Source organism: Carboxylicivirga linearis, from assembly GCF_018271995.1.
Taxonomy (GTDB): Bacteria; Bacteroidota; Bacteroidia; order Bacteroidales; family Marinilabiliaceae; genus Carboxylicivirga; species Carboxylicivirga linearis.
Genome location: NZ_JAGUCO010000008.1, coordinates 130,849 through 145,710, shown reverse-complemented (window position 1 = coordinate 145,710; position 14,862 = coordinate 130,849). Strand labels below are relative to the sequence as shown.

Below are 14,862 nucleotides of genomic sequence, written 5' to 3'. Positions count from 1 at the left end.
TAATATTAATTTTTAACAATAGTAACTTGTAATTTTAATTATATTATATTGAATTTTCTTTATATATTTATCTGCAAATAGGATTGATATTTACTAGAGGATTCTATTTGAATTAACCATTTTTTTAAATCAAGCTCAAATGAAAACTATTCTAAATTTTACTGTTTTTGTATTAGTAACTTTGTTTTTTGTTTCATGTGATAATTCAATTGATGATATTAATGTTGTAATTGAAGAAACAGGATCGTTGGAATATAGTATTATTGACCCACTTGGGGAGCCAATTGATAGTGCTAAGTTGTATTTGATAGATTCTGAATTATTTAGTTATGGTATTTCTTTTGGGCCATCGGAAGATTATGCCATTAAGACTGTTTATACAGATAAAAATGGGAAGGCTGAGTTCGGAAAAATCAATAGCGGTTTATACCTGGTTTATTGCGAAATTACTACAAAAGACAATGAAGATTATACCATATTTAATTTCGTTCAGGTTGTGATTGGTGAAGTGGAGACGCGTACAGTTGATTTATCTAAATATGTAGGGTCATTAGATTTAGAAATATATGCCTTTGATGATTTTAATGATTATTATGCGGCTGATACATTAAACATTGCACTTATTCCTGTAGATGATTATTCTTCCTATTATTCATTTGAACAATATATGAATAATGCAATTCCTATTGGAAAAACAGACAGTGATGGTTCAATATCTGCTAGTCAAATTCCTTTGGGACAATATTTTGTCTTAGGTTATTATAACAGTAATCGATATGATATTTTATCAATGGATACCTATTATTCTGAATATTATATTTATATAAATAAGGACGAAACTTTTAAAGGTGTCATGTATGCTGAAAGTGATAAATTAGGTGTAACATCTAATTCAAATTCTTCAGAATATCAGTTTAAAGTTTTCTATACAGACTATAATGCCACTTCAGGAGATATAGATACTACCTATCTTTCCAACGCGAATGTATTATTTTCTAACACAAGTTCCAGTAACTTTAATAGTGCATATTCATACAGGACATATGTAGCAAGTACCGATTCAAGCGGAATTGCAAAGGTAAATAAATCACAACTAGATGATTATTATAGCTATTACCTTTGGGTTTATACCGATATGAACACCTATCAGCGTCTTGGACAATATAGTATTTCAAATAATTTAACTAATACAACTGAATTGGAAGTTGATAAAGAAACCTTTTTTAAAATTTACGGTTCATTCGAAATGAAGGGGTGGGCAAAAAATGAAACAGGTACTTCAATTGATACTATTAGCTTAAGTAATATTAATATAACTCTAACTACCTCAAGTAGTACATATTTTTCAAGTGTTTCAAAGTTGTATAATACGAAAACGGATTCGGTTGGTCATGCTGTAATTAACAATGTTCCGGTAGGAGAGTATTTTTTATGGGCCTATACAGATGATAGTCATGCGCAACGTGCTTATTTTAAGGTAAAAATTGAAGAAGACCAAACAACAGTTGTAGAACCAGTTTTCGATGCAGATCAGGTAATGATTTTGTATAATGATATGACTTTACAGTTTTATTCCGGAAGCACCAACTCTAGTACACCTGTGAGAAATGCCTATGTAATACTTACAAAATATCATGAAAGTAATGTTGCCAGTGCATTGAGTAGTGCTATTGTTACAGGAAATACAGATGAATATGGTATTGCAGTTTTGGAGCATTTAGAAATTAATACATCTTATTATGTAATGGTTTACTATGATTATGAAAGTTATTATAGTCCCTATGAGCAATACACTGTAAGTGCTGATCCTGATGAGGTTTATACAATTTTAAATACAGGAATGTAATTGCATTTAATAAAGAAAATATTGTATCAGTAAATAATGGCTAAACAAAACTAATTTGGAAAATACATTCTAAATTAGTTTTTCTTTACAATCCAATTCTTAAATTCCGAAGCCTTATTTTTACTAATAAAAATACGTTCTGGAACTTCAGTATTAAGGGTGATCAGTAATCGGTTATCAAACCAAATAGTAATATTTTTTACACTCTCCCTTGATACAATAAACTGCTTATTGGCTCTGATGAATTTATCAGGGGCAAGAGTGGTTATGATCTGCTCCAACGATTTGGAGTAGGAATACTTCTGACCGTTTGTTAAATAGATAAAGGTGTTTTTATCACTGGTATAGAAGCACGCAATTTCACTAACATTAATGGGTAATAGTTGGTCTTTATACGGAACCAGAATTTTTTCAGCGTAATTATTTGATGATTTTAATTCGAGCAGTTGTTTCAAATATTGATTAACATCGTTGTTATTTAGTTTTTTGAATTTGGTCAATGCTCTTTCTAATTCATCGGGTTTAATGGGCTTTAATAAATAGTCGATGCTATTCACTTTAAATGCCTCAATAGCATGCTCATCGTAAGCTGTGGTGAATATAATAGGAGTTTCAATTTCAATCAGGTTGAAGATTTCAAAGGCTGATCCATCAGAGAGATGAATATCCATAAAAATAAGATCAGGATTAGGGTTTTCGTTAATCCATTTAACCGTTTGTCTGATACTTTCGGTATTGCCAACTACTTCAACCGTTGGGTCTATTTCCTGGGTAATGGTTAGCAGGTTCTCGTATGCCGCCGTTTCATCTTCTATGATTAAAACTCTCATTTCTTTTTTTGTAAAGGTAACAATACAGTAAAAATATCGTTCGATCTTTTCACATGTATCTTGGTATTCATAAGAATTTTAAATCGTTTATTCACATTACGTATGCCTGTTCCGTTGGTTTGAGGTTTCGATAATTTTGGATAGATAGGATTGGTAATTTTTACTTCATCATTTTCTGTCATTGTAATATCAACCACCATTTTATTTTCGCTATCAATCACATTATGAACTACAATATTATCAATTAAAGGCAATAACGATAAAGCCGGAAGTTTTAATGGCATTTTCTCTTCAGGAATCTGAATATTAAAAACCAGCTTATTGGCAAATCGAACTTCCATCAGGAATTTAAAAGCTTCGATAAATTCAAGTTCTTCACTCAAAGGAACCAATCCTTTCTTTTCACTTTGAAGTATATAACGAAATACATCAGATAATTTATTCACAAAAGCGAGGGTTACTTCATCATTCTTTTTTCTCACCAATGCAGTAATACTGTTTAACGAATTAAAGAAGAAGTGAGGATTAATCTGATTGGTTAGTGCATCACATTTACTCTGCAAGTTTTCGAATTTTAAGTCTTCTATTTCCTGATCTTTTTTTCGTTGCACATTATACATATGGTAAACATGACCAAAGAAGGAAAATAACAAACAGGTAATAAAAAACTGGAAGAGTAAGATGCTTCCAAAACAATCTGATTTTGTACAGGTGGAAATTGAAATTGATACGTATAAACCGTATGCGATCGCTCCAGTGATTAAATTGTATAAAAAGCGCTTCGAGAATACTAATGTGTCTGTTTTTCTTAGGTTGATGATTAACAATACCATTGCAACAAGGCTGAAAAAAAGATACCTGTATATAAAGAAAGTAATATGACCCCACTTCATTGAATCATCTAAATAGCTTAATTCCCAAGGAAGGTATGAGATATTGGGGTAGACAATTATAATGGCACTAACTAAGCTGATTAGTATAATTGTTTTGGTATTGTATTGATAAAGAAACTTCATTTAATATTCCCAGTTTTCAATTGTAAAATACGGTTCTTTCTATCACATTGATGCAGTTAATGTAGCAACACGATTAATTCACACAAGAACACGAAAATAAGTATCTCAATGGCGGCACCAACAATACAATGAAGTAAGTGCCACCATTAATGTATTACTTAATTTTAAATGCCATTAAAGCACTTCCATGACGGATATATAATACTCCATTATCGATGACTGGATGAGCCCAATGTGGACCTTCACCTTTTTTGATTGGGAAGTCGCTCACCAATTCAAAGGCTTCGGGAGTAGCTTTTACTAAACCAACATAACCTCGTTTTTCATCGTAGCAATAAAGCATATCATCAGCACTGATGATCGATCCTTTACTTTTTCCACTTCCCCAGGGAGTTTCGTATTTTGTTTCGCCTGTATTCCAGTCTACTGCCAGCCAGTTTCCTTTGCTGTTACCAATCCAGTTTGAACCAAAAATAGTTCCATCAACCAAAACAAAACCACCAACATGGGTATCCATATCATCGTTGCGCCACAATAATTCAACCGATGTAAGATCATCGCTCAATTGAAGCATAAATGAGTTCATGTCGTAACCATTACAAACGAATATTTTACCATCTTTATAGAGCGGAGTGTTAGGAGCAATTTTTTCCCAGCCATTCTTAGTCGCTTCTTCACCAAAACCATCGAACTTCCACTTAATTTCACCATTATCCGGATCAACACCAATAACACTAAGACCGGTGGTAGCAATTATTTGCGATTTTCCATTATGCTCAATCAAAAGGGGAGAAGCATAGTTACATTTTTGTCCCAATGATTTACTCTGCCAAATGGTTTTACCGTTTTTAGCATTAAGTGCAACAACAGTTGTAGTATCGCCTCCGGGAGAGAAAATTACTTTATTATCAAATACAAGAGGTGATTCAGATACGCCCCAAATACCTGTTTTTACTCCAAATTCTGCTTTACCATCTACTTTCCATGCGATATCACCTTTTTTGATATCGATACAAACCACCTCGCCAATTCCGCTGATAACATAGGCTCTGTTTCCAACAATAGTTGGAGTGGTGCGTGTTTCAGGGTAAGATTTTAGCCATGGTGTTCCGTAAACCAATTCGTACTCTTTTTTGCCGTCCATTGAGTAGGCTGAGAATATTTCCTGGTCTTCATCCTCATTCATACCTGTTATGTAAACATGGTCGTTTACAATAACCGGAGAGGAATAACCTTTGCCTGCATCCAGTGTTTCCCAAAGTTGTTCAGGACCTTCAGCAGGCCATTCTTTTAATAAACCGGTTTCTGGATAAATGCCATCACGGTTTGGACCTCGCCATCCATGCTGATCCTGCGCCATCGCTGTCATAGTAGCTGCACTAATTAATAACAGCGCCATAAATTTGAGTTTGTTTGTGTCTGGTAGTTTCATAGTTTTCTTTCCTTTATGTATTATTGGTTATAACATTGATTGTATACTTCAAGTAACTTGCCAGCCATTACCGTTGAATTGTAGCGGGTTGAGGCCAGTTTTTTTGCGTTATCTCTTAATTGATTGTAATATTCTTTGTCTGATAATGCTTTACTGATGGCTTCGGCTAAAGCATCAGCGGTGTTGGGTTGATATAAAACACCCGCATTATCCACTACTTCGGGGAATGAACCGGTTGATGGTTCAACAACTGGAACCCCAGCGGAGAATGCTTCGCAAAGGTAGAGACCGATTCCTTCATCAAATGTAATGGGAACAGAGATGATAGAAATAGATTCGTAAAAGCCTTTGTGTTCATCCAGACTATAGTTTTCGCAGAATTCAACATCGTTAATATAAGGTGCCAATTGATTCTTCAATGACCTTATAAAGTGACGATCCTGATCGTTATATCCACCTCCCATCTTTAGTTTAAGATTTGGAATGGAATTCTGTTCTTTCAATTTGATAAAAGCATCCACCAGAATATGTAAGCCATTGATTTCATTCATTCTGTAAAAGAAACCAATAACAGGATCATTTGGAGGGATTGCTTTCTCGTATTTGTTTTGGTCGAAACCCGGATAGACCACTTCTATATTATGATCTGTTCCGATTTTCTGATGAGCGATGGTTTTATAATATGCGCTGGTGGTTATTAATTTATTTACGAAACGGGTATTTTCTGAAATCTGCTGCCAGGCAATTTTGGCGTAGGTTTCATCCATATTATCAATCCATACTTCTTCGTCTTGTAACGAACAAACAATAGGTATTTGAAGATGATTATGCAGATGCTTCGCAATACCAATCAACAATGAGCTGGATATATGAATGATATCTGGTTTTTCCTGGTTTTTAATCCATTCAGTCAACTTGTTTATTTCTGCATGAAAAGTAGCATCTTCACCATTTATCATGGATAAGGTCATTGCCTCCAAACCTTTGGGCGATGTAGTGCCCGATTTGGAAGCTGCCACATTGAGCATCATTTCAGAGCCAGTCAGTTTTTCAATCCATTTGGGCATATTGCCTTTTTTGAAAAACTTGTGAGCCATGTAATAAGTCGTTGCCGGAAAAAATAAAGGGCTGTTAATCTGAAACGATTCGTGTTTAATGGGCAGGTATAAAGGCGAAATAATCACTTCGTGACCAGCCTCACGCAATGCTGAAGCATACAAATTATCACGAAAGCAATTTCCGCAATAAAACTGATCGCCTGCACCGGGTATGATAAATAGAACCTTCATAACTTACTTTTCTCAATTAATTGTAATCATCAAACTGATAGTGTTGTTTTTTAACGGTATCCACTTCTTTAAAAACCACTTTTTTCACATAAAATACCACACAAAAAATAAAGAAGAGAGTGAGAATCAGTGCTGTACTCCAAACAGCCATCCCAATATTCATAAGGTTGGGACTAACACCAATAAGCGATGCAATTATTCCACTTAATAATGCATAAATAGGTACCAACAGGTTTTCGTTGTATAATAAACTTCGTATTCGATTAGAAGGAAAACCTAACATGAAATACATCTTTATTTCAGCTTCGCGAGTTGCCAGATTCTTTCTGATAACGATGATAAAGGCAAAAATTCCAAGCAGAAGCCCCAGACCTCCCAAGGTTAAGAAAATGCTCAAGTAGGTATCTGTGACTGTATTGAACTGGCGTAAGCGATCGTTGGTAGTTGTCACCAAAACGCCGTAATTATTCAGGGCCTGTTGCAACAATTGCTTGGTTGGTTGAATGTCTTTTTCATCGGTCTGAACCATGAATATTTCAATACCTTTCTTTTCTGGCCAAATCTCAGTAAAAAGGTTTTTATCCATCAAAATATTTCCCTGAAATACTGAATTGGAAAGGGTGCCGATAATCTGGATTAATATTTCTTTGCCGTCTACGCCATGATAACGAAGGGTATCACCAATGCTTTTTACCAGACTCCATTGAAGCACCGTAGCATCTACCAAAGCAGGATATGCCTCATTTTGCTTCGACTGCATTTGAGCCATTACTTCTCGTCTGTTCCAATCGTTCAAACTGTTTTGAATCTTAAATTCACTATCATTCAATTGATTGATATCTAAACCTAAAACAGTTGGAGTACTTACTTTATTCAAATTTAAACAACTGGCTTCGTCAGCCTCATAACGCAGGCATTGCAGAATGCTAGTGTTGGCAGGAAGATCCTTCAGATTCAGTTTGCTTCGTCCCTGTTGAGAGTTCATATCGTAATAAACAGGTACTGTACTCTCAGCCCAAAAGGTATATCCGCCCGTTCCGTTAACCAACTTCGAATGATCTGAGAAATCCTGACGGTTCAAGCCAACTGAGAAAACAATATAAACACCAATGGATAATGAAAAGAATGCCAGAATAGATTGTTTTTTATTGGCTCTGATGTTTTTCCATTTCAGGTTTTGTTGTCTGATTCCATTTTGATCAGCTTTGCCTTTCGATGTAATCAAAAACAGTCCCCACAACGAAAACGTAGCAATAAATACGATGCCTGTGATCATAAATACAGGTACCGATTGAATAAAAAGAATATTCACAGCAATTAAACCAATGGAAACAATGGAGGAGGCAATGGCTGCGATCTTTAGCTTACTGGAAGATGAGTTAGCTTTTTTCTGTTTTTTCTCTTTCAGGCTTCGTACAATTATCCAATGGATAAGGCCAAAGGAAAGAATCAAACCACTGAACAAACCGGTTAAAATGGTTGGTAAATCAACATGAACGGCAAAACCTTCGGTGTGCGTCGCACCTTTCCAAACTGATCCAAGCAGCCACATAACGATGGCAGTGTATAAAAAGCCTGCAACAACACCGGCTAGAGATGCAATGAGTACAACGGGAGCCGATTCGTGCCACATCATTCTGATAATTCTTTTACGAGAATAGCCGATGGATTTTAATAATTCCATTTCCTTGGTTCGCTGATAGATCATTTCAGAGAAAGGGATTACCAACAATAACAGGGCTGAGATGATGATGAAGAATCCCAGAGATAGAAATAAACCGGAAAAATCAACTCCATTTTTAGCGGCATTCAAGCCGGCTTCTTTTGGATGAATCAATTGGATTCCAAATTGACTGGCGGTTAATTCAGATAAATCAGGATTGACATCATTTACTCTGATGGCAGTAGCATCACCATAGGCATTACTCCATTTATCGGTAATGGCTTCATACGAAATAATGGCTTTGGGCGTGCTTTTATATTCGTCCCAGTAATCTTCATCTTCCTTGGTGATCAAATCCATGTCAATGGGCAAATCACTGTCCCAATCAGTACATCTGTCGACATTGGATAAGCCCGGAAAATCAGCACTGAGCGAAGTATCAGCCTGCAATTGAGAAATAGGAACTATTTTACTGACCATCAATAGCAATGAATCTTCCTGAAGTTTTTTAATTTCTGACGATGTAAAAAAACTGATCCAAATAGAATCTCCTGTTTTGACTTGCAATCGTTTTGCGGAATAATCAGAAAGGATGACTTCATCTTTTTTTAACAATTGATTTTCATATTTATCGGCTGCTGTTACAAAAGAGTAGGGGATGGATTCTTTTTCGGTACGAATGGCATTGCCCAGATAGGAAAACATCCTGTTGGCTAGTGAATTGTTTTGACAAATATTTTCGACTACATCTTTCGGAATAAATATCTGATCAGATGTTATTTCTGTAAATTCTTTGTTATGATTGATATGCAATCCCGAAGTAGAATAATTCCAGTTTTGATTCAGATCATCATTCGTAACAATTTTATCAGATAAAATAAGGTTGATTTTCCCTTTTACATCCATCAAATCGGCCAACTCAGAACGATTGACAAAAATATTATAGGGTATGATTTGTTCGTTTTTTAGGCTGATATTGCCGCCATCTTCTTTAGATACAATTCCTTCGAAAGAAAGTCTGATACCTGTTGAATAGCTTTCGGTGACAAACAAAGATCCTTGGGGAATTAATCCGTTCGCAGGCAGACGAAGTGCCAAACCATCCGTAATATTGACTCCGATTTCGTTTTGTAAAGAAGGATTGATCTTAGCTCCGCCTTCAGGAATATCCATATCGTTAACTCCCCAAACAGAAACAGGAATTAATCGGCCATAAACCGAAATAAAACCCTTGGAGAACAAAATACCTCTGGCTGACGATCCAAAATCTGAGATTTCGGCAAATTGTTCCGCCATAAAACCCTGACCCGGAAAAAGAATCGTTTCCGTGTTGCCCAATCTTTCACTCACTCGATTAACCAGTGTGGTGCGAACCGAATTTCCGGTCAACATACTTCCGGTAATTACCATTATGGCAATGATAATGGCAATGGCTACCAGCTTGTAATAGCGAGTGTAGTATCGGCTGCTTTTATATGCTAATGCTTGAAATTTCACTGTAATTTGCCGTCTTGAAGGGTGAGTGTTTTGTTTGCTGTTTGTGCTATTTCATCGGAATGAGTGACCATTAAAATAGTTGTACCCAAACTTTTATTTACCTCGGAAAGCAAGGATGCAATGTTTTTTGCGTTTTCTCTGTCCAGCTGACCCGTTGGTTCATCTGCCAATAATAAATGCGGTTTCATTATCAAACCTCTGCATACCGTAACTCTGCTGGCTTCTCCACCGGATAAAGTGCCCGGATACTGATTGGCTATTTTAGATATTTGCGTCAATTCCATCAATTGTTTCGCATACGCTTCATCTTCTGCACTTGTGCTGTTTTTTGATGCTAAAACAGGCATTAAAATATTCTCCAATGCTGTGTATTGAGGCATCAATCGATGATTCTGAAAAACAAATCCGATTTGCTTGTTACGGATAGAAGCAATGTCAGCAGAAGAGGTTGTTATTTCCTGATCATTTAAGATATAGCTGCCTTCGTCGGGTGGAAGTAAGGTTCCCAAAATGGATAATAAAGTGGTTTTGCCTGAGCCCGAAGCTCCTGTGATGGATACAAATTCACCTTGATTAACGGTTAAGTCTATTCCTTGAAGAACATGGTTTATACGGTTCTCACCGTCTTTGAAACTCTTCTGTATATTTGATAATTTAAGAATTGTCATTATTAAAAAGTTAAGTGGTCTTATTTAGTTTTGCCAAAACAAAAGAGAGTTCCTTTTGCCGTTAGAATCATAAAATGATCATCGATAATTGCAGGCGAGCCTACAATTTGTTCTCCGGTGTCGTATTCCCAAAGTTGTTTTCCTGTTGCCGCATCATGGATGGTAACGATACCTGTTTTGGTACATACAATCAATTGATCGTTACAAACTAGTGGCGAACTTTCTCCCACATTTCCTTTGAGCAGAAACTTCCATTTTTGATTTCCGTTTTTACGATCGATGGCGCATAAATATTGGTCATCAGTCAGGTAATACATCAAATCAGAATCTAAGGCAGGCACCGAAATCATGGCTCCGTTCTTATCATCTGGTTCTATTAGTTTTCTGGACCGAATAATCTTTCCTTTTTCAAGCTGAACTTCATAAATGGTTCCTGAATAATCTGCCACGTAACAGAAATTGCCCATTATCGCAGGCGATGAAGGAATATATGCATCCAACAGAAGAGAATCAGTCGGAGTACCGGTATCACAATCAATCACTCTTAAGTAGGCGTCGCAACCACCAAACAAAACACTGTTTTTACAGATAGCTCCTGCTCCGTTAATGTAGTAGCCCGATTCAAAGCGATTGATTTCTTTGCCTGTAAGCAGATCAATACAATAGAAAAAGTTGTCGTAGCTACCAAAGACAATGGCTTCCTGATTTTGAATCATTCCCAGATTGGGGGATGCTGAAATTTGTCCCATGGTTGCATAATTCCAGAGTGTATCTTTTTTCGAAAGTGATATGGCTGTCATAACACCGTCAATGCGACCAATGTATAGGGTTGAATCAAAGATCATAGGAGTGGCCTCAACTGCGGTTTTTAGATCATATTCGAAGCTTAGTTCCCCTTTTAGATTGACGCCGTAAATCTTACCGCGCTTGTTACACCAATAGGTTGTACCATTTTCGATGGTGGGTGATGAAACCGTTCTGACACCGGTTTTGTAAGTCCATAATAGCACCGGATTGTCGGGTAATTTTTTTGATGAATAGCCGCTTAATGAAGGATTGCCACGATAGAGGCGCCAGTCTAATTCACCGTCTTCCATGCGCGAAGAGGAAGTTAAATTACAGGCTGACATCAATGCTGCTGTGATGGCCGCTAAATAAAACAGATGTAGTTTGAATTTCATACTCTTCGCTTTTAAGTGAATATTCATTCTTTCATTAACCTTTCTTGTGCTTTAAATACAATGCTCCGGTCGGACATAAATCCGCCAGCTTTTCAGTGGCATTGGCTTTGTTTTCTTCTGGTATTACCACTTCCATTCCAAAACCTCTATCTTTAAAAGTAAAGCCATTGGTTGAGTTGTAAACGCATAATCCGCACCGAATACATTTGGATTGCTCAAACCACAAATCGCCTTTGACATGCTCTTTTTGCATAACCGGTAGCGATGAAGAAACTCCATAGCGTGATCTTTTAATTCCTGCTTCAGTGGAATATTCCCTCAGCTTACAGTCAGCTTTACCTGAACAGGCACAATGCAGGCATCTTGATTTTGTATGAACTGTTTTTTGTAAACGTTCTTTTTCTTCGTTTGAGAATTTACCAAGTTTCGATTGAAAGAGCTTTTTGTTAATGCCTTTATTGTCAATTGAAACGGTAGTTTCTTTAGTGTTGTTGTGGTTAACAACTTCATGAATAATCTCACGAATAGCAACAGCTGTATCAACTGTGCTTCTTCGGCAAGCCTTTTCACACGGTGCTTTGCAATTATCGCAAGCTATATCAGGAAGCTTAAAGGCTTTATCGATTTGTGCATAGGCAGAAGGGTAATCCTCTTCATCGTAATAAAATAGCATTTGCTCAACATCCAGTCCGTGCGGACAAACAATTGAACAAGGAGCTTCACAATCAGCCCTATGATCGCTAAGCAACAATTCAAGAGATAAGGTGCGAATATTTTTGACATCATCGCTTTCGGTATCAATCTGCATTCCTTCGGTTACCACAGTGGAACACGACGGAATAATCTGCCCGTTTTGCTGGTTCTTAACCGCACAAACCATGCACGATGATTTATGTTTGGCATTATCGGCATAACACAGTGAAGGGATGGTATAGCCATTCTGTTTTGCAACCTGCAGAATGGTTTCACCGTCTTGAACTGTTATCTCTTTATCGTTTAATATTATCTTCATTCTGTTTCTTCTTTCGCCTGAATACTTATTCCGTAAGAACCGAATCTTTCAACGGCACCTTTTTAATGGCATCATAACTACATTCATCGATGCATAAACCGCATTTCACACATAAGTCTGTATCGATGGTATGAAGCTCATAAGGAGTATAAGGTATAGCATCAACCGGACAGGCCTTTGCACATTTGGTACACCCAATGCAATCATTGGTAACAGTGTATGTAATCAGATCTTTGCAGGTTCCTGTTTTACAAAGTCCGTTTACATGTTCCTCGTACTCATGTCTGAAATATTTTAAGGTAGTCAGAACCGGGTTAGGGGCGGTTTTTCCTAATCCGCAAAGGGATGATTTCTTTACATTGTTAGCCAGTTCTTCTAATTTGTCGATGTCTTCCATTACAGCTTTTCCTGTACAAAGACGATCGAGGATATCCAGCATACGACGTATTCCCACACGGCAGAAAGTACATTTGCCGCATGATTCTTCGCAGGTAAAACTCAGGAAGTAACGAGCCATATCAACCATGCAGTCGTTATCGCTCAATACTACCAAACCACCGGATCCCATCATGGCGCCCATTTGATTGAAAGCGTCAAAGTCAACCTTTACATCGCATAAACTGGCCGGGATACATCCGCCTGAAGGGCCTCCAATCTGAACTGCTTTTAGTTTCTGACCACCTTCAACACCGCCACCAATATCTTCAATGATCTGGTTTAGGGTGATTCCCATGGGTACTTCAATCAAACCTCCGTTTCTGATTTTTCCGGCAAGGGCAAACACCTTGGTTCCTTTACTGTTTTGGGTTCCAATGTTTTGATATTTCTGTTGTCCTTTGTTGATGATAAATGAAATCTGGCTCAATGACTCTACATTATTCACCAGTGTAGGCTTACCATTCAATCCTGCCACAGCCGGATAGGGAGGACGCTGCTTTGGAAAACCACGCTCTCCTTCGATGGAACCGATCAGAGCTGTTTCTTCGCCACATACAAAGGCGCCGGCACCTTCAAATATTTCGATATCGAAAGAGAAACTACTGCCGTTGATATTCTCACCCAGCAGATTTCTTTCTTTGCAAAGCAGAAGCGCTGTTCTGATTCGTTTTACAGCCAGGGGATATTCCGCACGAATGTAGAAAACTCCTTTGTTAGCACCCGTTGCATAACCGGCAATGATCATTCCTTCAATCACGCGGAAAGGATAGGATTCCAGAATCATACGATCCATAAAAGCACCCGGATCACCTTCATCACCATTACAAATAATGTATTTATCTGTTTGGTCAGAAGCTGCTACCAACTCCCATTTCTTACCTGTAGGGAATCCACCACCGCCACGTCCGCGTAATCCACTTTCCAAAATGGTTTGAACTACCTGGTTGGGTTCATATTCTGAAAGTGATTTTTTCAAAGCTTCAAATCCACCAAAACCGATATATTCGTCCAGATTCAAGGGAGCCAGATAACCATATCCTTCAGTTGCAATGTGTTTTTGTTCCGAAAGAAAGGTGTTGATTACACCGGTGCGCTCATTTTCAGGCTTCCATATCACATTGTCCCAGGTTTGGTCGGTGTGATAGGTATCTATTTCGTTGAAAAGTTTGTTTTTAACTCTCTTAAAGAAGCTTCCGGGTTTAAAATGATGATGAAGAATCTCCTTTATTTCTTCCGGTTTTACATTAGGATAGCGGGTGATAACGGAATTTTCATCCACCACATCAATCAAAGGAACCTTATTACAAACGCCCACACATCCAACTGATTTGATAGTGACGTCAATTCCCAATTCATCCGAAGTTTGTTGCAATTGTTTGTATATATCAGTTGATCCGCTAGCCTGACAACATGATCCCATTCCCAGGCGAATTTCTCCGGGAACACGCGTCTTCGATTTTTTAGCTTCCTCTTTTTCTTCCTGGTTTTCCTGTTCCAGAAAATCATCAATCACCTCATTTACTTTTCCGGGAAGCACATGACCATATATTTTATCATCAATCTGAACTACCGGAGCTAGTGTACAACAACCCAAGCAGGCTACTTTCTCTATTGAGAAATTCTGATCTTCAGTGGTGACACTTTTATCTTCTATCTTCAGTTCCCTGCGAAAGGAATCGTATACATTATTTGCACCCTTAACGTGGCAGGCGGTTCCGGCACACACTTTTATCAGATGCTTGCCATAAGGGATATGTCGAAACTGAGAATAAAACGTAGACACACTAATGAGCTGAGCACGGTCGATCTCCGTTTTTTCATAAACCCGGTTGATGGCATCGGCCGGAAGGTAGCTGAATTCCTCCTGCAAAGCCTGCAAAAGAGGAATGATAGTACTACGTTGAGTACCGATCCGTTCGATAATTGCATCTACCTTGCTAATTGTCAACTCAAGGGTTTCTTTATCGTTATTTTCGCAATTACAGGCCAT

The 14,862-nt window shown here is 37.5% G+C and carries 10 protein-coding genes; 1 reads left to right on the top strand and 9 read right to left on the bottom strand.

Annotated elements, in window-relative coordinates; genetic code table 11:
• Window positions 1-139 precede the first annotated feature (139 nt).
• On the top strand, window positions 140-1,846 hold the full coding sequence (locus tag KEM10_RS12830; RefSeq protein ID WP_212216413.1) for a hypothetical protein: 1,707 nt from the start codon (window positions 140-142) through the stop codon (window positions 1,844-1,846).
• A 74-nt stretch (window positions 1,847-1,920) separates the two neighbouring features.
• On the opposite strand, the gene KEM10_RS12825 is transcribed toward KEM10_RS12830, so the two are convergent.
• From KEM10_RS12825 to KEM10_RS12785, 9 genes are all read right to left on the bottom strand, one after another.
• On the bottom strand, window positions 1,921-2,676 hold the full coding sequence (locus KEM10_RS12825; RefSeq protein WP_212216412.1) for a LytR/AlgR family response regulator transcription factor: 756 nt from the start codon (window positions 2,674-2,676) through the stop codon (window positions 1,921-1,923).
• Window positions 2,673-3,692, bottom strand: a complete 1,020-nt coding sequence (locus KEM10_RS12820; protein WP_212216411.1) for a sensor histidine kinase — start codon at window positions 3,690-3,692, stop codon at window positions 2,673-2,675. Before KEM10_RS12820 ends, KEM10_RS12825 begins: the two co-directional genes overlap by 4 nt.
• A gap of 154 nt (window positions 3,693-3,846) precedes the next feature.
• Window positions 3,847-5,091 (bottom strand): outer membrane protein assembly factor BamB family protein, encoded by a 1,245-nt coding sequence (locus KEM10_RS12815; RefSeq protein WP_212216410.1) that lies wholly within the window; start codon window positions 5,089-5,091, stop codon window positions 3,847-3,849.
• A 53-nt stretch (window positions 5,092-5,144) separates the two neighbouring features.
• Window positions 5,145-6,413, bottom strand: coding sequence for a glycosyltransferase family 4 protein (locus KEM10_RS12810; protein WP_212216409.1), 1,269 nt, complete (start codon window positions 6,411-6,413; stop codon window positions 5,145-5,147).
• A gap of 16 nt (window positions 6,414-6,429) precedes the next feature.
• Entirely contained in the window at window positions 6,430-9,573 is a 3,144-nt protein-coding gene (locus KEM10_RS12805; protein ID WP_212216408.1) for an ABC transporter permease, read from the bottom strand.
• The gene (locus KEM10_RS12800; RefSeq protein WP_212216407.1) at window positions 9,570-10,241 is read right to left on the bottom strand and encodes an ABC transporter ATP-binding protein; all 672 of its coding nucleotides are present in this window, start codon (window positions 10,239-10,241) and stop codon (window positions 9,570-9,572) included. The genes KEM10_RS12805 and KEM10_RS12800 overlap by 4 nt, the downstream gene beginning before the upstream one ends.
• A 20-nt stretch (window positions 10,242-10,261) precedes the next feature.
• Entirely contained in the window at window positions 10,262-11,422 is a 1,161-nt protein-coding gene (locus tag KEM10_RS12795) for a PQQ-binding-like beta-propeller repeat protein (protein ID WP_212216406.1), read from the bottom strand.
• A gap of 34 nt (window positions 11,423-11,456) precedes the next feature.
• Window positions 11,457-12,434: a 2Fe-2S iron-sulfur cluster-binding protein gene (locus KEM10_RS12790; protein ID WP_212216405.1), complete on the bottom strand. Its 978-nt coding sequence runs from the start codon at window positions 12,432-12,434 to the stop codon at window positions 11,457-11,459.
• Window positions 12,435-12,459: 25 nt separating this feature from the next.
• Entirely contained in the window at window positions 12,460-14,862 is a 2,403-nt protein-coding gene (locus KEM10_RS12785; RefSeq protein WP_212216404.1) for an NAD(P)H-dependent oxidoreductase subunit E, read from the bottom strand.